Origin of the sequence: Mycobacterium sp. (genome assembly GCF_032159775.1) — a bacterium.
Taxonomy (GTDB): Bacteria; Actinomycetota; Actinomycetes; order Mycobacteriales; family Mycobacteriaceae; genus Mycobacterium.
Window position 1 is genome coordinate 1 of record NZ_JAVHWK010000029.1, and the last position, 19,080, is coordinate 19,080.

Annotated in this window: 20 protein-coding genes and 1 tRNA gene; 9 read left to right on the top strand and 12 right to left on the bottom strand. The window is 64.7% G+C overall.

Translation table 11 applies throughout. The features are described 5' to 3' along the window. Nucleotides 1-121: 121 nt before the first annotated feature. Nucleotides 122-790, top strand: a complete 669-nt coding sequence (locus QOJ24_RS03230) for a cutinase family protein (RefSeq protein ID WP_526259045.1) — start codon at nucleotides 122-124, stop codon at nucleotides 788-790. A 178-nt stretch (nucleotides 791-968) separates the two neighbouring features. Further along, nucleotides 969-2,405 carry a DUF4185 domain-containing protein gene (locus tag QOJ24_RS03235; RefSeq protein WP_526259047.1) on the top strand — a complete coding sequence of 479 codons (1,437 nt, stop codon included), beginning with the start codon at nucleotides 969-971 and terminating at the stop codon, nucleotides 2,403-2,405. A gap of 25 nt (nucleotides 2,406-2,430) precedes the next feature. On the opposite strand, the gene mgrA is transcribed toward QOJ24_RS03235, so the two are convergent. Then, nucleotides 2,431-3,501 carry an L-glyceraldehyde 3-phosphate reductase gene (gene mgrA / locus QOJ24_RS03240; RefSeq protein ID WP_526259048.1) on the bottom strand — a complete coding sequence of 357 codons (1,071 nt, stop codon included), beginning with the start codon at nucleotides 3,499-3,501 and terminating at the stop codon, nucleotides 2,431-2,433. A gap of 66 nt (nucleotides 3,502-3,567) precedes the next feature. Between mgrA and QOJ24_RS03245 the strand changes: the two genes are divergently transcribed. Genes QOJ24_RS03245 through QOJ24_RS03255 form a run of 3 tightly spaced genes read left to right on the top strand, consistent with a single transcriptional unit; the run spans nucleotide 3,568 to nucleotide 7,024 of the window. After that, the gene (locus QOJ24_RS03245) at nucleotides 3,568-4,068 is read left to right on the top strand and encodes a flavin reductase family protein (RefSeq protein WP_526259050.1); all 501 of its coding nucleotides are present in this window, start codon (nucleotides 3,568-3,570) and stop codon (nucleotides 4,066-4,068) included. Continuing rightward, nucleotides 4,065-4,781 carry a pyrimidine reductase family protein gene (locus tag QOJ24_RS03250; protein ID WP_526259052.1) on the top strand — a complete coding sequence of 239 codons (717 nt, stop codon included), beginning with the start codon at nucleotides 4,065-4,067 and terminating at the stop codon, nucleotides 4,779-4,781. The genes QOJ24_RS03245 and QOJ24_RS03250 overlap by 4 nt, the downstream gene beginning before the upstream one ends. 56 nt (nucleotides 4,782-4,837) lie before the next feature. Next, nucleotides 4,838-7,024, top strand: a complete 2,187-nt coding sequence (locus QOJ24_RS03255; protein WP_526259117.1) for an MMPL family transporter — start codon at nucleotides 4,838-4,840, stop codon at nucleotides 7,022-7,024. A gap of 10 nt (nucleotides 7,025-7,034) precedes the next feature. Here QOJ24_RS03255 and QOJ24_RS03260 read toward each other — a convergent pair whose 3' ends face one another. Genes QOJ24_RS03260 through QOJ24_RS03270 form a run of 3 tightly spaced genes read right to left on the bottom strand, consistent with a single transcriptional unit; the run spans nucleotide 7,035 to nucleotide 10,415 of the window. Continuing rightward, the gene (locus tag QOJ24_RS03260) at nucleotides 7,035-8,171 is read right to left on the bottom strand and encodes an acyl-CoA dehydrogenase family protein (protein ID WP_526259054.1); all 1,137 of its coding nucleotides are present in this window, start codon (nucleotides 8,169-8,171) and stop codon (nucleotides 7,035-7,037) included. Nucleotides 8,172-8,220: 49 nt separating this feature from the next. Next, a complete protein-coding gene (locus QOJ24_RS03265; protein WP_526259056.1) occupies nucleotides 8,221-9,168 on the bottom strand; it encodes an NAD-dependent epimerase/dehydratase family protein in 948 nt (315 codons plus the stop codon). Continuing rightward, complete coding sequence (locus QOJ24_RS03270) at nucleotides 9,165-10,415, bottom strand: aminotransferase class I/II-fold pyridoxal phosphate-dependent enzyme (RefSeq protein ID WP_526259058.1); 1,251 nt, start codon at nucleotides 10,413-10,415, stop codon at nucleotides 9,165-9,167. The genes QOJ24_RS03265 and QOJ24_RS03270 overlap by 4 nt, the downstream gene beginning before the upstream one ends. A gap of 359 nt (nucleotides 10,416-10,774) precedes the next feature. Here QOJ24_RS03270 and QOJ24_RS03275 point away from each other — a divergent pair, with 359 nt between their 5' ends. The 3 genes from QOJ24_RS03275 to QOJ24_RS03285 all read left to right on the top strand — a co-directional run bounded on the left by QOJ24_RS03275 (nucleotide 10,775) and on the right by QOJ24_RS03285 (nucleotide 12,762). Continuing rightward, complete coding sequence (locus tag QOJ24_RS03275) at nucleotides 10,775-11,155, top strand: DUF4189 domain-containing protein (RefSeq protein ID WP_526259060.1); 381 nt, start codon at nucleotides 10,775-10,777, stop codon at nucleotides 11,153-11,155. Between the two features lie 326 nt (nucleotides 11,156-11,481). After that, a complete protein-coding gene (locus tag QOJ24_RS03280) occupies nucleotides 11,482-11,979 on the top strand; it encodes a LysM peptidoglycan-binding domain-containing protein (RefSeq protein WP_526259062.1) in 498 nt (165 codons plus the stop codon). Nucleotides 11,980-12,336: 357 nt separating this feature from the next. Continuing rightward, complete coding sequence (locus tag QOJ24_RS03285; RefSeq protein ID WP_526259064.1) at nucleotides 12,337-12,762, top strand: cupredoxin domain-containing protein; 426 nt, start codon at nucleotides 12,337-12,339, stop codon at nucleotides 12,760-12,762. A gap of 75 nt (nucleotides 12,763-12,837) precedes the next feature. On the opposite strand, the gene QOJ24_RS03290 is transcribed toward QOJ24_RS03285, so the two are convergent. From QOJ24_RS03290 to QOJ24_RS03300, 3 genes are all read right to left on the bottom strand, one after another. Continuing rightward, a tRNA-Ser gene (locus QOJ24_RS03290) sits at nucleotides 12,838-12,928 on the bottom strand. 29 nt (nucleotides 12,929-12,957) lie between these two features. After that, nucleotides 12,958-13,413 carry a nucleoside deaminase gene (locus tag QOJ24_RS03295; protein WP_526259066.1) on the bottom strand — a complete coding sequence of 152 codons (456 nt, stop codon included), beginning with the start codon at nucleotides 13,411-13,413 and terminating at the stop codon, nucleotides 12,958-12,960. Further along, on the bottom strand, nucleotides 13,410-13,925 hold the full coding sequence (locus tag QOJ24_RS03300; protein ID WP_526259068.1) for a tRNA adenosine deaminase-associated protein: 516 nt from the start codon (nucleotides 13,923-13,925) through the stop codon (nucleotides 13,410-13,412). The genes QOJ24_RS03295 and QOJ24_RS03300 overlap by 4 nt, the downstream gene beginning before the upstream one ends. 94 nt (nucleotides 13,926-14,019) lie before the next feature. Here QOJ24_RS03300 and QOJ24_RS03305 point away from each other — a divergent pair, with 94 nt between their 5' ends. Then, nucleotides 14,020-14,979: a prephenate dehydrogenase gene (locus QOJ24_RS03305; protein WP_526259070.1), complete on the top strand. Its 960-nt coding sequence runs from the start codon at nucleotides 14,020-14,022 to the stop codon at nucleotides 14,977-14,979. Here QOJ24_RS03305 and QOJ24_RS03310 read toward each other — a convergent pair. Genes QOJ24_RS03310 through QOJ24_RS03330 form a run of 5 tightly spaced genes read right to left on the bottom strand, consistent with a single transcriptional unit; the run spans nucleotide 14,942 to nucleotide 19,053 of the window. After that, nucleotides 14,942-15,523 (bottom strand): putative glycolipid-binding domain-containing protein, encoded by a 582-nt coding sequence (locus QOJ24_RS03310; protein WP_526259072.1) that lies wholly within the window; start codon nucleotides 15,521-15,523, stop codon nucleotides 14,942-14,944. The genes QOJ24_RS03305 and QOJ24_RS03310 overlap by 38 nt on opposite strands. Then, the gene (locus QOJ24_RS03315; RefSeq protein WP_526259119.1) at nucleotides 15,520-16,311 is read right to left on the bottom strand and encodes an ABC transporter permease; all 792 of its coding nucleotides are present in this window, start codon (nucleotides 16,309-16,311) and stop codon (nucleotides 15,520-15,522) included. Before QOJ24_RS03315 ends, QOJ24_RS03310 begins: the two co-directional genes overlap by 4 nt. Beyond that, complete coding sequence (locus tag QOJ24_RS03320; RefSeq protein ID WP_526259074.1) at nucleotides 16,308-16,985, bottom strand: ABC transporter permease; 678 nt, start codon at nucleotides 16,983-16,985, stop codon at nucleotides 16,308-16,310. Before QOJ24_RS03320 ends, QOJ24_RS03315 begins: the two co-directional genes overlap by 4 nt. 3 nt (nucleotides 16,986-16,988) lie before the next feature. Continuing rightward, entirely contained in the window at nucleotides 16,989-18,095 is a 1,107-nt protein-coding gene (locus tag QOJ24_RS03325) for an ABC transporter ATP-binding protein (RefSeq protein WP_526259076.1), read from the bottom strand. A gap of 4 nt (nucleotides 18,096-18,099) precedes the next feature. Then, entirely contained in the window at nucleotides 18,100-19,053 is a 954-nt protein-coding gene (locus QOJ24_RS03330; RefSeq protein WP_526259077.1) for a glycine betaine ABC transporter substrate-binding protein, read from the bottom strand. Nucleotides 19,054-19,080 lie beyond the last annotated feature (27 nt).

The window sequence follows — 19,080 nt, forward strand, 5'->3', positions numbered from 1 at the left end:
GCGCCGACGGCGCACCTGTGAGCGCGGCGGCCGAGAGCGCTGCCGCGGTCAGAATTCGCTTCATCGCAGGTGAGCCTAGTTCTGCGGAGCGGGGCCTGCGACCTGTGTAAGAGTGGAAAGCGTGAGCCCATGCCAACTGACCCGGGTGCTGGGCGTTGCAGCGGTGACGACGGGAGCGCTGCTTGCCGCACCCTTCCCGTCTGCGGCCGCGGCGCCGTGCCCCGATGTCGAGGTGGTATTCGCCAGAGGCACATTCGAACCCCCAGGTCTCGGCGGCATCGGGCAGTCATTCGTCGACGCGGTGCGTGCAAAGGCATCGGGTAAATCGGTATCGGTCTATCCGGTCAACTACCCCGCCAGCACCGACTTCCCCACCGCTGTCCAGGGCATCAGGGATGCGGCCAATCGCATCGAATCGACGGCGGCGGCCTGCCCCGATACCAAGATCGTGCTCGGCGGATTCTCCCAAGGCGCCGCCGTCGCCGGCTTCGTCACATCGGAGGCCGTGCCGAGCGGAGCGGATGCGGCCGACGTGCCCGATCCGATGCCGCCCGCGATCGCCGAGCACGTTGCCGCGGTGGTGCTTCTCGGCAAGCCGTCGCCGAAGTTCATGGAGCTCATCGGGACGCCGCCGGTCGAGGTGGGCGACCTGTACGCGGCCAAGACGCTGGACCTGTGTATCACCAACGACCCGATCTGCTCGGGCAGCGGCGACGGCGCTAACCACAGCCTGTACAACAAGAACGGAATGACCGACCAGGCAGCGGCTTTCGCGATCAGTAAGCTCTAGCCGAGTTACAACGATGTAAGTCCCCGCGGCGGGCCTTCGGGCCGTTTCGGGTATCGACACGATCACGGATCGATACCTTTCAGTACATCACTGGTCTCATCAGCCCCAGGAATCACTATGGTCACATCAGCTAGCGCGGGACGTCAACTGCGGCGTACTGCCCCCTGAAAGGTGTGACATGTCGCCGTTTGCTCGAATCGCATCGATACCGGTGGCGTCGGTGGCCGCGGTCGGGCTCGTCTTCGGGATCGTCGTTGCACCGCCCGCCGCTGCGGAACCGTGCACCGGGGCTGCTGCGGAGGCCCAACCTCCGACGGCGCCGAACTCCGCAGCGACTCCGGAAGTGCCCGGTGTCAGCGGCCCCCCGATCGGCCATCGACCCTCCAAGGCCAACGACAGCGCGCCGCTGCCCAACCTGGGCAGGCTGTCCCGGTCGCTTATGAGCTCATTCATGCCGCAGTCGGGTCGTGTGCAGCAGCAGGCCGGAGTGGCACCTCCACCCGTGCCTGCGCCGGTTCCCGATGCGGCGGCCATTGCTCAACCCGCGCCTGCACCCGCGCCTGCGCCGCCTCCCGCACCGGGCCCGGCACCGGGAACGTCGCTCGTCGGCTGGGTGACCGGACCGCAGAGTCCCAACGACACCATCAAGCGCTTCGCGATCACCGGAACCGACCTCGGAATCATGTGGGACAACGGGGATCCGGGAAACAAGCAGGTGCTGATGGCGTTCGGCGACACGATCGGCTACTGCAGCGTGAAAGGCAGGCAGTGGCGGTACAACACGATGTTCCGCACCAGCGACCGCGCCTTGGAGAAAACGGTCAGCATCCCCAATGGTGTGGTGAACAACAAGTACTCCGGTTCGCCGCTGTGGGCGCCCGCGCTGTCCAAGCAGGTCATCAACAGCATCAAGTTCGCACCGTCGGAGACGGGCATCATTCCGACCTCCGGAATCGCCGTGGGCACAACGCAATACATGAGCTTCATGTCGATCAGGAGTTGGGACGCGCCTGGTTCGTGGACGACGAACTTCTCGGCGATCGCAGTGTCACCCGATAACGGCGAGCACTGGGGCGTCTATCCCCAGAGTGTTCGGCCCGCATCGGGAGACGCGACGCCGCGGGTCCCCTACGTTCCCGGCGGGGAGAAGTTTCAGGTCGGCGCATTCCTCAAGCCCGGCGACGGATTCCTCTACTCGTATGGCACCCCGTCCGGACGCAGCGGCCCCGCGTTTGTCTCGCGAGTCCCCCAGTCCATGGTGCCGGAGTTGAGCCGCTACGAGTACTGGGACGGCGGAAACTGGGTGCCGCAGAACCCGGGTGCCGCGCAGCCGGTGATCCCGGCGCCGGTGGGTGAGATGTCGGTGCAGTACAACACCTATCTGAAACAGTTCCTGGCGCTGTACTGCAACGGCAACAACGATGTGGTGGCGAGGACTGCGCCCGCTCCGCAGGGACCGTGGGGACCCGAGCAGATGCTCGTCTCGGCCAACGATTTTCCCGGCGGCATCTACGCGCCGCTGCTGCACCCGTGGTCGACGGGCAAGGAGATTTACTACAACCTGTCGCTGTGGTCGGACTACAACGTGATGTTGATGAAGACGGTGCTGCCCTAGAGGCGGAGGCAGCGGCTGAGGACGATTAGATGTCGGAGCTTTCGCGCCACAGGTCGACACCGGATTCCGTTGCGTAGGTGTCGATTTCGCTCAGCTCGTCCGGTGTGAACGCGAGGTTGTCGAGCGCTCCGAGATTTTCCTGCAGCTGCTCGACGCTCGATGCGCCGACCAGTGTCGAGGCCACCGCATCATCGCGTAGCACCCATGCCAGCGCCAGTTGCGCCAGGCTCTGACCACGGTGCTTGGCGATGCCGGCCAGACCCTGCAGCCGCTCGCGCACCTGCTCGGTGACCAGCTCATCGTCGAAGGTGGGACGCGCCGTCGCGCGGGCGATGTCGGACGGCGGCTGCTGCAGATAGCGATCGGTCAGCAGGCCTTGCGCCAAAGCGGTGAAGGCGATAGCGCCCATCCCTGCATCGGCGAGCGTGGTGATGAGATCACCCTCGACCCACCGATTGAGAAGCGAGTACGACGGCTGGTGAATGACCAGCGGTGTTCCCAGCCGCTGTGCGATCGATGCCGCCTCGGCTGTCTTGGGAGCCGAGTACGACGAGATCCCGACATAGCGGGCCTTACCCGCACGCACCGCGGTGTCGAGGGCGCCGATGGTCTCCTCGAGCGGCGTGACCGGATCGATGCGGTGTGAATAGAAGATGTCGACGTAGTCGAGTCCGAGGCGGTCGAGCGACTCGTCGAGGCTGGCGAGCACGTAGGCCCGACCACCGAGTTGGCCGTACGGACCCGGCCACATGTCCCAGCCGGCTTTGGTGGAGATGATGAGTTCGTTGCGGTAGGGCTTGAAGTCGCGGCGCAGCATTCGGCCGAAATTCTCTTCTGCCGAACCGTACGGCGGGCCGTAGTTGTTGGCAAGGTCGAAATGCGTGATGCCGTGATCGAACGCGTACCGCAGGATTTCGCGTTGACCGTCGAACGGCCGGTTATCCCCGAAGTTGTACCAAAGGCCGAGTGAGATCGCGGGTAGCAGCAGCCCGGAGGTGCCCACTCGCCGGTAGGGCATCGTGTCGTAGCGTTCCTGCGCCGCGACCCAGGGGTCGTGTGTGAACGGGACATCGGAAATCGGAAGTTCACCGGCCATAAGCCGATCGTAGTGATGATGTCGGCGGTGCCGCACAATCCGGGTCTGCAGCCATATCCTCGGACGATGAGTGGATCAGAAGCCTTCAACGACATCGTCGCGGCGCTGAACTATCCGATGTTCGTGGTGACGACCAAATCGACCGCCGACGATGGAACCGCCGCAGGTTGTCTGATCGGTTTTGCCAGCCAAACCAGCATCAATCCTCCCCGGTTCCTGATCGGCCTATCGAGGCGAAACCACACGTTCCGCACCGCTGAACACGCGACCCATCTAGCCGTGCACGTGCTGTCCCGCAAGCAGCTCGCGGTCGCACAACTCTTTGGAAGCGAGACCAGCGACGAAATCGACAAGTTCGCCCGGTGCGCCTGGGAGACCGGCCCTTCGGGTTTGCCGATACTGACTGCCGCCTCCGCATGGTTCGTCGGCCGCATCCTCGAGCGGTTCGACGTCGGCGATCACGTCGGCCATCTTCTTGAACCCACCGATGGCGACGCTTCTGATATGACTCGAGATTGGGTTTCATTCGCCGATGTGCGCGATCTTGAACCGGGACACGAAGCATGACTGTCACGACCATCGACGATCCTTCCGATCTGTCAGCGCTCTATGCCGATGCACCCAACGGTGTGCGCGCGAACATGATCTTCAGCGCCGACGGCGCCGCGGCGTTCCGCGGACGCGCAGGCACACTGTCTTGCCCCGCAGACCAAAACCTACTGCGCGACCTGCGTGCGTTCGCCGACGTCGTGTTGGTCGGAGCAGGCACCGCGCGCGCCGAGCGATACGGCCCGGCCCGCTTTACTGAAGCCCAGCAAGCGCTGCGCGGGGCGGATCGCGGGCTCGCGGCGCCACCGATCGCGGTCGTCACCCGAACTGGACAACTCCCGCCGACGTTGTTCGTTGACGCCCCGTCGCCCCCGATCCTGGTGACCAGTGCCAGCGCTGTGCGAGCCCATTCGTTGGACAGAGACCCGCGCTGGAGACTTCTGGTGGCGGGCGAGGACACGGTCGATGTCGACGCGGCGATAAAGCAGCTTCGTGCCCTCGGCATGGAGCGGATCCTGTGCGAGGGCGGCCCTACTCTTCTCGATCAGCTCGTCGACGCGGATGTCGTCGACGAAATCTGCGTCACCATCGCGCCACGGCTCGCCGGCAGTCAACCCGTCGGCGCTCGCACACCGAGTCAACAATCCGTCCCGGCTTCCTTGGAACTCCGCCATGCGCTGCTGTGTGACTCGTACCTCTTCCTCAGATACCGGCGTACGAGCGAGAGGTAGCTCTAGGACGGCGGTTCGCCGGCGGTCGGACCGATACCATGCGCGGTGTGCTCACGATGATCTCCCGCGTAGTCATCGCAGCCCCCAAACGAGTCCTCCTCGTCGTCATGCTGTTGACCGTCGTGGCAGCGGTTTTCGGCGCAAACGTCGCCGAACACCTCGGCGCGGGCGGCTTCCAGGATCCGAGTTCCCAGTCAGCTCGGGGAGTGAAGGTGCTCACCGAGAAATTCGGTTTGGGGAACATGGACCTGACCCTGGTGGTCCGCAGCCCGAGCGGCGTGCTCGAGCCGGCGGCGGCAGAAGCCGGCCGCCGCCTGGTCGACGAAGTGAGCAACGCCTCGTATATCAGCGGCGTCGTGTCGCCCTGGGATGACAAGTCCGCACGCAGGGAAGGGTTGATCAGTGAGGATGGCAAGACGGCCCTTGTGATCGCACGGGTCTCGGGCGGCGAGAACAACGCGCCGAAGTACGCGAAGGACGTGGCGGACCGCGTCAGCGGCGAGCACGACGGTCTGACCGTGCTGGCCGGCGGGACCGCGATGGTGGCCTCGGAGATCAACGAGCAATCGGAGAAGGATCTGCTCAGCGCCGAACTGATCGCCCTGCCGCTGTCGCTCATTGTTCTCGTCTGGGTGTTCGGCGGGTTGTTCGCCGCTCTACTGCCACTCGTGGTGGGCGTGATGGCCATCATCGGGACTCTCGGCATGATTCGCGGGATCACCCTTTTCGCCGACGTGTCAATTTTCGCGCTCGACCTCACCACGGCGATGGGCCTGGCTCTCGCGATCGACTACACGCTGCTGCTCGTGAGCCGTTATCGGGAAGAACACACCCAGAGCGGCAATCGGGACGAAGCCTTGCGCCGCGCGGTGGCGACTGCCGGGCGGACGATTTTGTTCTCGGCGTGCACCGTGTTCCTCGCGGTGGGCGCACTTGCGGTGTTCCCGATGTATTTCCTGCGTTCGATGGCTTACGCGGGTTGCGGGGTGGTCGCCCTCGCCGGGTTGTACGCCGTCGTCGTCGCCCCTGCGGTGATCAAGCTACTCGGTGACCGGATCGAGTCGCTGAACATTCGAAACTTGTTTCGCCACAAGGCCAAAGAGCAGAGCATCACGGACAGTTGGCTGTACTCGACGGTCACTTTCGTCATGCGCCACGCTTTCCCGTGCGCGTTGGCGGTGGTGGCGCTACTGCTACTGCTCGGCGCCCCATTCCTCAGCGCGCGCTTCGGACTGCCAGACGACCGGGTGCTTCCCACGAGCGCCCAGTCACGGCAGGTGGGTGACACGCTGCGCACGGAATTTCCCGGCAACGAGGCGACGGCCACATCGATTGTCATTCCGGACGCGCGGGGTCTGACCGGCGACGAGCTGACGGGTTATGCCGTGGCGCTTTCCAAGGTTCCCGGGGTCGTCGCCGTGTCCGCACCTGACGGTTCCTACGTTGCGGGCCGCGCCGTCGGACCACCGGCGTCCGCAACCGGGGTTGAGGACGGGAGCGTGTCGCTGTCGGTGGCGATCGAGAACCCGTCGTCGGACTCGCAGTCCCGTGAGGAACTCGACCGGTTGCGCGCCGTTGCGGTGCCGGGCGGCGCCGAGGCCCTCTTCACCGGGCCCAACCAGCTCAACCAGGACTCGGTGGACGAAATCGTCCGCCTCCTGCCGATCGTGCTCAGCCTGGTCGCGACGACAACCGTCCTGCTCATTTTCCTGCTCACCGGTAGTCTTCTGCTTCCGGTGAAGGCGCTGGTCCTCAACACGCTGTCGCTGTCGGCCACGCTCGGTGCGTTGGTGTGGGTCTTTCAGGAAGGGCACCTTGGCGGACTCGGCACCACGGCGACGGGCACCCTGGTCGCGGACGTGCTGGTGTTCCTGTTCGCCACCGCGTTCGGGCTGTCCATGGACTACGAGGTGTTCCTGCTGTCCCGGATCCGGGAACATTGGTTGGCCTCACCGAAGCGCAGCGAGGACAACGCGAAGTCGGTCGCGCTCGGCATTGCCGGCGCCGGCCGCGTCATCACCGCGGCCGCACTGTTGATGGTGATCGTTTTCGCGGCGCTGAGCAGCGGCCAGGTCGCCTTCTTGAGGATGATCGGGGTCGGTCTGGCACTCGCCGTCGTGGTGGACGCGACGCTCGTACGAATGGTGTTGGTGCCGGCGGTCATGAAGCTTGCGGGCCGGTGGAACTGGTGGGCGCCGGGGCCGCTCGCCACGCTCCACGCGAAGGTCGGGCTCGACGGTTAGAACTGCCGCTTCACTCGGCGGTCAGATTGATCTCGCCGCGCAGTTCATGGTCGAGCAGAAAGGTGCCGGACTCCCGCAGCGTCGGCGGGTGGAACGAGTATGCCGAGATACATGAGGAGAGGTAGGCGATCTCGGGATCAGTGGCAAAGGCGACGCCGCCCACCCGCGAAACCATTCTGGCCACACAGGTCTGAAGCTGGTCGCGCAGACCGAGCCGGACCCACAACAGGTCAGCGAAGAGCGCGTCGCTCCGGTCGCCGGCGTCGTAACGCTCGGCGATCATCCGCATCGCGCGCCACACTCCTTCGACCGGCGAGAACAATTCGACGAAATCGGCCGCGGTGAAGCCGGGACGATCGACGAGTTTGAGCGCGAGCCGGGTTGCTGCCCCGACGTAGCCGGCCGTGATGATCAAGCCGAACAGCACGTAGCCCGACTTCTCGTTGCGCCCCTCCGGATCTTCGACATCACTGACCATCATCAACTCGTTCGGCACGAAGACGTCTTGGAAGATCACCTCGTTGGTTTGTGCCGCAGACAGCGGCGAGCTGGTCCACAGCGGAGTCACGCTGAGCCCGGGGCTGCCGTTCCAAATCAGCATGATGGCCCGCTGTTTGGTGTCATCGAGGAGCACGCTCGCCATGACGCAGTCCATGCTCTCCGCCAGGCTGCACGGCTTCTTGCGCCCAGTGACCGTATAGCCACCGTCGGCCGGGGTCGCCGCCATCGTGGGACGAAAGACACTGCCGGAAATGGTGCCCTCCGAGAAACCCGACGCGAAGACCGTGCGGTTCTCGATCAGCGACTTGATCAATCCCACGGTCTCCTCGTCGGTGGTCTTGGCGAAGTCGGCAAGGCCGGCGACGGAAAGATAGTGCATGGTGCTGGCGGCGGCGAGCGACGGACTCAGGTAACCGATACCGCGTTGCAGCTCAACCGTTTCCACACAGGTCGCCCCTAGGCCGCCGAGGTCGGTCGGCGCGGTGAGCCGAGGGCCGTCATGTTCCTTCCACAGATCGACGACGCCGGTCGCCGGGACTTCGGCGGCCATCAGCCCCAGCGCCTCCAGCTTGGCACCGAGTTCGGGAAGGTGACGGCTGACTGCGGGCACATAAGACAGTCGTGCTTCGAGCCGGCTGCGATCCATCGCGGTCTCCTTCGTCGACTTGGGCTGAATCAGGTTGGCAGACAATGGTTCAGGTCACTACGGCGATGTACCTCTGCAGAGCTTCGGCAGAAGTCGTAGACGGCTGCCAGTTGGTCGTGGATCGCAGCAGCCTCGAGTCGAGCAGCGGGTCGCCGAGCGTCACCCAGTGCCCGGAGAAGGGCGCAAGGTGCAAGCGGAACAGCAGGTCTGCGCCGTTCTTCAGCAGGCCCAGCGGGCCGGAGATCAGTCGTGATCCGTTGATCGAGCTGATCTCCCGAACGCTCGTATGGTCTGCGGGCGCAATGTTGTAGATGCCGGTGAGCCGCTGTCTGAGGATGGTGACATAAGCGTCCACCAAGTCTGTGTCCCAAAGGAATTGGTAGTAGGAACGTGTCGGTTCGGGGTAGAGCACGGACTTTGCGAGGAAGGCGCGAAGGCCGGAGTTGTCGAAGTGCTCGCCGACGATGTAGCAGGGTCGCGCCACGGTCAGATCGATGCTCACATGGGAGGCGTTGGCCCAGTGCCAATTTGCCAAGTGTTCGAGAAGAGCCTTGTGATAGAAGTAGTAATTGTCGGGGTTCTGGTCCCCAGCGGGATAACTGTCCTCGGGCATTTGTCTGCCTGTACCGCAGGCTGCCACACCAAGCGCGTTCGCGCTCGACGTGAGGACAAGATGGCCGATACCCACCCGGCTAGCTTCGTCGAGCAGCGTCCGCGTCGCGACCACATTGACCTGAAAGGCTTGGCGTTTGTCCCTGGGCTCTTCGACGCAATAGGCCAGATGAACCAGTGCGTCGTAACCGGCGACCGAGTCGAGGTCGAACCGTGCGCTCAGGTCGAGGAACGTTTCGCGCAGCTTGGGGTGTTCTGTGCCCGTGGGCCGGCGCCCGAGCACGGTGACGTCTGCGACGTCGTCGCTGCGCAGCGCCCAGCTCAGAAAGGAGCGGCCGAAATCGCCGGTCCCGCCGGTGATGGCGAGGCGGAGCCCTTCGCTCATGCGTGTGCCAGGGCCCAGGAGAGTTCTTCGGTGAGCAGATCAGCGCACCAGAGGACCTCTTCCTGGCTCAACTCAGAGGTCATGCACACGCGCAGGATCGGCTTGCCCAACGGCACCGCCGGGTAGATCGCCGGGGTGACGAAAATTCCTGCGTCTCTGAGTTTGTGCCAGCTCAGAGCGGTGCGCAATTCGTCGAACAACCGAATGGGAATGATCGGGGACCAGTCGGGACTGAGTTCGTCTGGGCGGTGCAGGGCGACGTCGAGGGGCGCGAGCGCCTCGCGGATGAGACGGGCATTGCGCTCGAGTCGACCGCGGCGTTCTCGTCCCTCGTCGCCCTGAATGACCTCGATCGCGGCGGCGGCGGCCGCCATGGAGCCCGGAGTTCCAGATGTGCTGAACCAGAAGGACCGAGCGCTGAGCCGGATCTCGTCGACGATGTCCTGCGAAGCGGCGATGAATCCGCCCAACCCGCCGATGGCTTTCGACAGCGAGCCCATCAGGATGTCGATCTCGTGCACGACCCCGTTTCGTTCGGCCAGGCCGGCGCCGGTGGGTCCGAACACCCCGACCCCGTGCGCCTCGTCGACCATCAGCATCGCGCCTGCGTCCTTGCAGACGGCGATGATTCGTTCGAGGGGGGCGGTGGAACCCTCCATCGAGTACAGCGAGTCGACAAGAACCAAGATCCGCCGGAACTGCGTGCCTGCGTGGCTGCGTAGCGCCGCAGCCAGCGACGCGGCGTCGTTGTGGGCGAATCTGGCTTCCACGGCTTGGCTCAGGCGCACCCCGTCTCGAATCGAGGCGTGCACATAGGAGTCGACGACGGCGAGGCAGTCCGGCCCGAGGAGTCCCTGGATGGTGCCGACGTTGGTCTGATAACCCGTGGTGAATACGACAGCAGCCTCGCGGCCGAGCCACTTCGCGATCTGCTGTTCGAGCGCGACGTGCAAGCTGTAAGTGCCGTTGAGCAGTCGGCTACCCGTGGTGCCCGCCCCGAAGTCTTCAGTCGCCTTGACGGACGCCGCGATGACGTCGGGATGCTTCGACAGGCCGATGTAGGAGTTCGAACCGAGCAGCACGCACTCTCGCCCTGCCACGCTGACCGTCGGCGGGGTCACAGAATCGATCTGCTGGAAGAACGGCAGTTGCCCGGTGGACGCGAAGTGACGAACCATGGCTATCCGTTGGCTGACGTCCGTGGCGATGTCGCCCCTGTCGGAATATTGCATCCCGTCGTCATCCATGAGCTGTACCTTGTCGTTCGGGCGGCATGAAGGGATCATCCCCCGACTCATAAAGCCTACCCATGTGCGAGGTTTCGCCGTCTCCATGCCGTAGGCGGGGCTCACCTTCGACGAGCAATAACCGCGTTAAGATAACGTAGCTATTTGCGAAATGCGTTGACCCGCTGCGTATTCGAAGACTGCGCGAGCGCAGATTACGCTTCTGTGACGCTGCGGTCCGTGTGGAAAATGCTTCACCGGGCAATCGTCCAGCGCCGAAGAAAGATGATCAGCCGGCTCGATGCCCCGACGGGCCCACGAAGGCCGCCTTCGGCGTGTCTGCCTGTTCGGCAAAGCCGGGGCTAATAGGCTCCGGTCTCATGCGGGTGGCTCTCCGGCGTCTGCTTGCGGTCTTGATGTTGGCCGTCGGCTTGTTCGGAGGTATGGGAATTACCGCACCGACTGCCGGAGCCCTGGGGTGGGGGGCGATCGCGATCTCACCGGATACCGGCAGGGTGGGCTACTCGAAGGGCCTCAACTCGGCTGCCGACGCCCAACAGGCGGCCATCGGGCTGTGCAAAGCACGCGATTGCCGAGCAGTCCTGAACTTCACCAACGCATGCGGCGCGGTCGCCCAATCACTCGACACGTCGTGGGGATGGGGCCGGGACCACAGCAGCGCCGGCGCGGCGAACAGGGCATTGATCACATGCAGTCAATACGGCGCCGGCTGTCGGGTCGTCGGCTGGGTATGTAGCTGAACACCTGGGCGCCGCAGAAATTTGGCGGTGGCGGAGGGATTTGAACCCTCGGCTTACCCCCGGTCAGGTAGCCGAACCGCTTGTGAGCTGCGAAATGACATTTGTTGAGATTTTCTGCGATTGCCCGGGTTCAGGCGCAAGTGTGCCCACGGTGGTCGGTTCGATGATCACCACCGGTTGACCTCAGCACCACTCCACGGAGCAGCTTGAAGCCCTCGGGGCCAAAACACCTTGGCTGAGCAATTTCCGATCTACATGTCGGATTGGTGCCACGCTTGGAGCGTACGGTTTGCCGCTTCAGTAACTCCCGGAAAGGTGTTCCGCTCATGTCGGAGAGCTTTCGTCTGGACCAGCCACGAGCCAACGACCTGGTCGGCAACCCACTGCTGATTGCTGGGTCGGGCGGCGGATTCGAAGCCGTCATCGACGTGCGGGTGCTCGACGGGAACGGCCAGGTCCTGGTTGAAACCGCCGTCACCAGTTCGAACTTGACCTCGGCCTGGCACGCCAGCATCCCTTTGCCCGAACCACCGCCGACCAATCGAGGGGTTGTACAGGTGGGGCCGAGCACCGGCGCCGACGAGGCGCCCCCGAGGGTGTCCGTGCCGGTGTTCTATGGCACCGCCATCGCGCCGGGGTTCCGCAGCTACTTCCTGTATACCGTGCAACCCGGCGATACACTGTCCGGCATCGCCGTTGCGCAAGCGCCGCTATACATCGGCGTCGGCTTCGAGCCGATCTTCGAGGCCAACCGACACATCATCGGTGACGACCCCGACCTTATTCACCCCGGCACCGTGCTGCGACTGCCCTCTGACTTCTAACCAAACCATGGCAATCGGCTCCACGTCCGAGAGAGCTTCGATCCTTCCGGGCGCCAAAGATCTGGCATTGAAGAGGGACCCGTTTAGCCGTCACCGTCGTCTGATTTATTGTTCGGCCCGCCACACTCCCCACAGGTGGCTGGCCGACTCGTTGTAGATGGGCTCGGAGGACAGTCTGCGGCCAGAGCGAGGTCAAAGGTTGGCGACACTGTTTTAAGTAGTCGTCTGATGAGCTGCACGATTCAATACCTGCGTAATTGGAATTTCGGTCGGGTTGTAAAGACGAGCTGGTTAAAGTAAATCTGTCGGACAAATCGAAGTTAATCACGCTGGCTTACCCAGGAGGAGAGCCACGACATGATGCGCATCGTGACCCTGATGTCGTCGCTTCTGCTTTCCGTCGCAATGCTGATCGCGTGCGGCGGAACCAACGAGTCGCCGCCCTCTTCTGCTCCCGCAAGCCCAAACGGGCTGTCCTCAATAACAAAGATGCCGCCGCCGGCGGCGCCAAGTTCACCGGCCGCCGAAGCCGCCAGCGGCGAGATCCTAATTTCGAACATGGCGTTCAGCGCGCCCCCATCTGTCCGACCCGGTCAGCAGCTGACCATCATCAATAAGGACGAAACAAACCACACCGTCACAGCCGACGAAAACAACCTGTTCGACATCCGGATATCTGGGGGCGGCGGCAAACAGTCTTTCACCGCTCCAACGACGCCCGGCACCTACCCGATTCACTGTAAGTACCACGCCAGCATGCATGGATCGCTGACCGTCCAGTAGGCCAAGCCGTCCGCCGCATCCTAAATGGCAAGCATGAGAACGCACCGTTTACCTGCGCAAACAGGCCGAAAAGCTTGGCGGTGGCGGAGGGATTTGAACCCTCGGACGGGGGTTACCCGTCACACGCTTTCGAGGCGTGCTCCTTAGGCCGCTCGGACACGCCACCGTGTGGCAGCCTACCGAACATCGAACCGTCTATCCCAATCGCTGCCTGGCGAAGAACGCCTCGAGCGGCGCCGCGCACTCGTCGGCCAGCACGCCGCCCACCACGGCGGGTCGATGGGTCAACCGGCGGTCGCGCACCACATCCCACAGCGAGCCCACCGCCCCGGTCTTGGGTTCCCACGCCCCGAAGACCAGCCGGGATACCCGGGCCATCACCAGCGCACCGGCGCACATCGTGCACGGTTCGACCGTCACGGCCAGCGTTGTGCCTTCGAGTCGCCAGCCATCGCCGAGGACAGCGGCCGCGGCCCGGATGGCCAGTATTTCGGCGTGCGCCGTTGGATCCCCAGACGCCTCACGCGCGTTGGCCGCCCGCGCCAACTCGGTTCCGTCGCGCCCGACGACCACCGCCCCGATCGGCACATCGGCCGGGTCCGCGCTGCATGCAGCGTCAAGAGCGGCGCGGATGAGGTCTTCGTCGGTCACCGATCGAGGCGGTCGAGCACCGCGGCCAGTTCCTCGGCGAAGCCCATTTCCCGCGCGATCCGGCCCAGCTGTTCATCGGCGTAGAGGTCGTACTCCGAGATGATCACGCCGAGCACCGCCTCGGGCAGACCGACATCGGACAGCAACCCCAAATCGCCCTCTTCGAAAGGATCCGCGTCGTCGAGGTCGTCCGCTTCGATATCGGCGTCGAGCTTCTCGAGGACCTCGGCGGCAATGTCGTAGTCCAGCGCCGCGGTGGCATCCGACAGCAACAGACGGGTGCCCGCAGGCGCGGGCCGGACGATCACGAAGAATTCGTCGTCGACGTCGAGCAGCCCGAAAACCGCGCCTGCGCTGCGCAGTTCACGCAATTCAGTTTCGGCCGCAGCCAGGCTGGCCAAGGCGGCGGGACGCATCGCCGAGCAGCGCCATTTGCCGTCTTCGCGCACGACGGCCACCCCGAAGCCGTCCAGCGCGTCGGCGTCCTTCGCGGGTGCCCGCTGTGGTCCCATGGGCGCTTACGCTAGTCCCCGACCAGGGCATTTGACCAGCAATCGACGCCAGCCGCGCGTCCGACGAACAAGATCGTGTGCCACCCTTGATGCCGTGACGAAACCGCCCGTTTGCGTGCTGGGTCTCGGCCTGATCGGCGGCTCGGTGATGCGCGCGGCGTCTCAGGCCGGCCGCGAAGTCTTCGGCTACAACCGGTCGCTGGAAAGCGTTAAGGCGGCCATCGCAGACGGCTTCGACGCGACCGAGAACATCGAAACGGCGCTGAAGCGGGCTGCAGACGTCGGTGCGCTGATCGTTGTGGCGGTGCCCGTGCCTGCCCTGCCGATCGTGCTGGAGCGCGTCCGCGATCTCGCACCGCACTGCCCGCTGACCGATGTCACGAGCGTCAAGGTCGCCGTGCTCGACCTGGTGAAGTCGGCCGGGCTGGCGACCAACTTCGTCGGCGGGCATCCGATGGCAGGCACCGCGCACTCCGGCTGGGCCGCCGGCGATCCGGAATTGTTCACCGACGCGCCGTGGGTGCTGTCCGTCGACGACAACGTCGACCCGGAGGTCTGGGCGACGGTGATGGAGTTGGCCTTGGACTGCGGAGCCGTTGTGGTGCCCGCCAAATCTGACGAGCACGACGCGGCGGCGGCCGCCATCTCGCACCTTCCTCACCTGCTCGCCGAAACTCTGGCTGCCACCGCGGGCGAGGTGCCGCTCGCCTTCGCGCTGGCCGCAGGATCGTTCCGCGACGGAACCCGGGTGGCGGCCACCGCTCCGGATCTGGTGCGCGCCATGTGCGAAGCGAATTCCGAGCAATTGGTGCCTGCGCTCGATCGCTCCATCGACCTGCTCACCAAGGCGCGCAAGTCTCTCGCCGCCGACGGATCGGTTGCCGACCTGGTCGAGGAAGGCCACGCCTCACGGATGCGGTTCTCGGGCTTCCGCCGGTCTCAGATCGTCACGATCGTCATCGGCGAAGACGGCTGGCGCGACGCGCTGGCTGCCGCCGGTCGAGCCGGCGGGGTGATCAAATCCGCTCTGCCAGTCCGGGATAGTCGAGGATGAAGCCGTCCGAGTCGACCGTCACTGTGGTTTCGGCCACCGGCGAATGCAGCTTGATGCCGTCAGGCGCACTGCTGTAACTGGTCGTCACTGGGTTCACCGTCAGGTCGGGTAGCGACACGTAGACAACTGGAACCGCAAGCGAATCACTGCGCTGATGCAGGCCTGTCCGCCGAATCGGCAGCGCGTTGAAGAACGGGCTGAAGATCACGTCGACGTCCAGCGCACCGTCGTACGCCGCGCGGCTAGACGTGCCGCCATGATCCTGAACCAGCCACATGTTCTCTTCGTCGCGGGCGATGGACAGCTGCCGCTCGCGCTCGGCCAGAGTGACGGTCAAGGAGAGTCGTTTGGTCGCCCCGGATTCGTCGGTGACGAGATCGTAGGACGCGGAGAACGCCGGATGAATCGCAGTTGCCGCCGCGACGATCCGGCCGTAAGCCTTGATCCGGTTGTTGGACAGCGCCACCCGCACCGATTCCATCCGGGGAACGTCGTGTGCGCGCCAAGTCAGGACGGCGGGCCAGGGAGCGGGAGCTGCACTCACCCATCTACCGTAGGCGACGGACCGCTTCGTTCGTAGCCCGCTGAGAAACTGCTCTGCGTCCGATTTCTCGACGGTGCGCGAGATTCGAGTGCGACCTCGTCATCCAGCAACGGCGCAGGCATGTTCCGCAAGCGACCGCTGCCTGGCACCGATGCCCACACCGCAAAAGCCATCAGGCCGTCGAGGATCAACGCCAGCGCGGTCACCATCAGCGCACCGACCAACGCGAGATAGAACTCGCGGACCTTGATGCCGTCGATGAGGTAGCGGCCGAGGCCGCCGAGGCTTGCATATGCGGCAACGGTTGCGGTTGCGACGATCTGAAGAGTCGCGGTGCGCAGACCGCTGAGGATCAACGGCATGGCGTTGGGCACCTCGACGCGCAGAAGCACCCGGCGCTCGGTCATGCCCATCGATCGAGCCGCGTCGACCACCGCCCTGTCCACGTTGGCGATGCCCGAATAGGTGCCCGCCAGCAGTGGTGGAATGCCGAGCAGCATCAGCGCGACGGTCGGCGGGATCAGACCAAGACCCCACAGCAGCACGCCGAGCAGCAGCACGCCGAGGGTCGGCAGCGCGCGTAAAGCGTTCACGCCGGAGACGACGAGGAAGGTGCCGCGTCCGGTGTGGCCGATCACCATGCCGAGCGGGACCGCGATCAGGGCCGAGAAGATCACGGCGATCACCGTGTACTGCAGATGCTCGAGGATGCGGGCCGTCAGACCCGCGGGCCCAGCCCAGTTCGCGGCGGTGAAGATGAAGGACAGCGCCTGCTGCAGAAAATTCATGCCGCCGCCCCCGCTGTCGGCTTGGCCGCCTTGGGTGTGCTGGTCGCCCTTGTCCACGGCGTGAGCGCTTTGCCCACAAGCATGATCAGGGTGTCGATCACGAGCGCCAGCACGAAGATCGCGATGATGCCCGCGATGATCTGGTCGCTCTTGTTGGCCTGATACCCCTCGGTGAACCAGGTGCCGAGGCCGCCGACACCGATCACCGAGCCGACCGACACCATCGAGATGTTGGTGACGGCGACCACGCGAAGGCTCGCGATGAGCACCGGGATGGCAAGCGGCAGCTCGACTTTCAGCATCCGGGTCAGCGGTTTGTAGCCGACCGCGGTCGCCGAGTCGAGCACCGCGGGTGACACCGCGTCCAGCGCTTCGGGCACCGCACGTACCAGCAGAGCGACCGTGTAGAGGGTCAGCGCCACGATCACGTTGGCTTCGTCGAGGATTCGCGTCGGGATGAACAGAGGCAGCACGACGAACAGCGCCAGCGACGGAACCGTGAAGATGATGCTCGCTGTGACCGTCGTCAGCCGTCGCAGCACCGTGGTGCGCTGCACGAGTGCACCCAGCGGCACGGCGATCAGCAGCCCGAGCACGATCGGAATCAGCGACAACCGCAGGTGGATGACCGTGAGGATCCACAGGTCGTCGAGGTGGGTGAACAGATAGCGCACCGGCTACCCCACCTCCGGGATGCGCCGCTGCTTGTCGAGTAGTTCGAGGACGTCGTCGGCGCGTACGCCGCCGATCAACGTGCCGTCCTCGTCGACCGCCACTCCGAGCCCGGTCGGTGAGGACAGCGCCGCGTCGAGCGCGAGTCGCAGGGTTCCGTCCGGCCGGAAGAACGACCCGCCGCCGACGGTGCTGTCATACAGCGAGCTGCCGTTGCGGTGGACGTCGACGCCATCGGCGTTGATCCACGCGAACGGCTTGCTGTCCTTGATGACCAGCGCCCACTCGTCGGGCCCGAGGTTAAGCGCGTCGAGGTCATCCTCGGCGACTGAGTTGATGTCGTGCAGCGGCAGGTCGCTGGCACGGAAGAACTGCAGACCGCGGTAGCCGCGGTCGGCGCCGACGAATCCCGACACCAGTTCGTTGGCGGGGTTCGACAACACGAACTGCGGGTCGGCGTACTGCAGCAGCGCGCCACCCCGACCGAACACCGCGACCTTGTCGCCGAGTTTGACCGCCTCGTCGATGTCATGGGTGACGAACACGATGGTTTTGCGGAGTTCGCTTTGCAGCCGCAGGATTTCCGTCTGCAGATCCTCGCGTACCACGGGGTCCACCGCGGAGAACGGTTCGTCCATCAGGAGGATCGGCGGGTCGGCGGCCAGCGCCCTGGCCACGCCGACGCGCTGCTGCTGACCGCCCGACAGCTGAGCTGGGTAGCGGTCACCCAGCTTGGGGTCGAGCCCGACGCGCTCCATCACCTCCAGCGCGGCCTTGCGCGCACTTCGCCGGGACTCACCGCGCAGCACCGGGACCGTCGCCACGTTGTCGACCACCCGAAGGTGTGGCATCAGCCCGGCACTCTGGATCACGTAACCGATCCCCAGCCGCAGCTTGACCGCATCGACCTTGGTGACGTCCTCCCCGTTGACCGTCAGCGTGCCCGACGTCGGGTCGATCATCCGGTTGATCATCCGCATCGACGTGGTCTTGCCACAGCCGGACGGACCGACGAACACGGTCAGCGTCCCCTCCGGCACCTCCAGCGTCAGGTCGTCGACCGCAACGGTGCCGTCCGGGTATTTCTTGGTGACGTTCTCGAAGGTGATCATGCGCTCACTTCTGCACGGGCTTGTCGAAGCCGTTGTCCTTGATCCACTTTTCCGCCGCCTCGTCCGGATCGACGCCTTGGTTGCCCTCCACGGCGGTGTTCATGTCGATCAGCGCGTCGGTGGTGAGCTTCGCGCTGACGGCGTCCAGCACGGTCTTGAGTTCATTCGACATCTTCTGCGACGCCACCAGGGGCACGACGTTCGCGGCGAGGAAGACGTTCTTGGGGTCCTTCAACGGCACCAGCTTGCTCTGCTCGATGGACGGCGACGTGCTGAAGATGTTCGCGGCGGTGACGGTGTTGCCGGTGAGCGCCTTGACGGTCGCGGGTCCGCCGCCGTCGCTGATCGCGATGAAGTTGGCGGGCGCAATGTCAAGGCCGTACTTGTCCTTGAGCCCGACCAGGCCGGTCACCCGGGTCTGGAACTCCGAGGGAGCACCGACTTTCACCTGCGCGGAGTCCTTAGCCAGATCCGCGATCGACTTGAGGTTCAGCCGCTGCGCGGTCGCCTCTGTGACGGCGAGCGTGTCCTTGTCCTCGGCAGGCGAGGGGTAGAGGATCGAGAGGTCGCCCGGCAGTGTTTTGAGCAGTCCCAGCAACACCGCGTCCGGGGTGGTGGCGGTGGTTTCCTTGTCGAAGTACTGCAGCAGATTACCGGTGTACTCCGGGATCAGGTCGATCGAATGGTCTTGGACCGCAGGGATGTATGTCTCCCGGCTGCCGATGCCGAACTGGCGGGTGACGGTGAAGCCGTTGGCCTCGAGCGCCTGTGCGTAGAGCTCGGCGATGATCTTGCTCTCGGTGAAGTCGGCCGACCCGACCTTGATCGACTTGAGATCGCCGGAGATCTCGCCCCCGCCCAGCGGGTTAGAGCTTCCGCACGCCGCCGTGATGAGGACTATCAAGGCGGCGAGAAAGCCCAGATGCCACCTACGTGTCTTCGACCTACCGCTCGACATTCCCCGTGTCCTCTCAGCCCATAGATT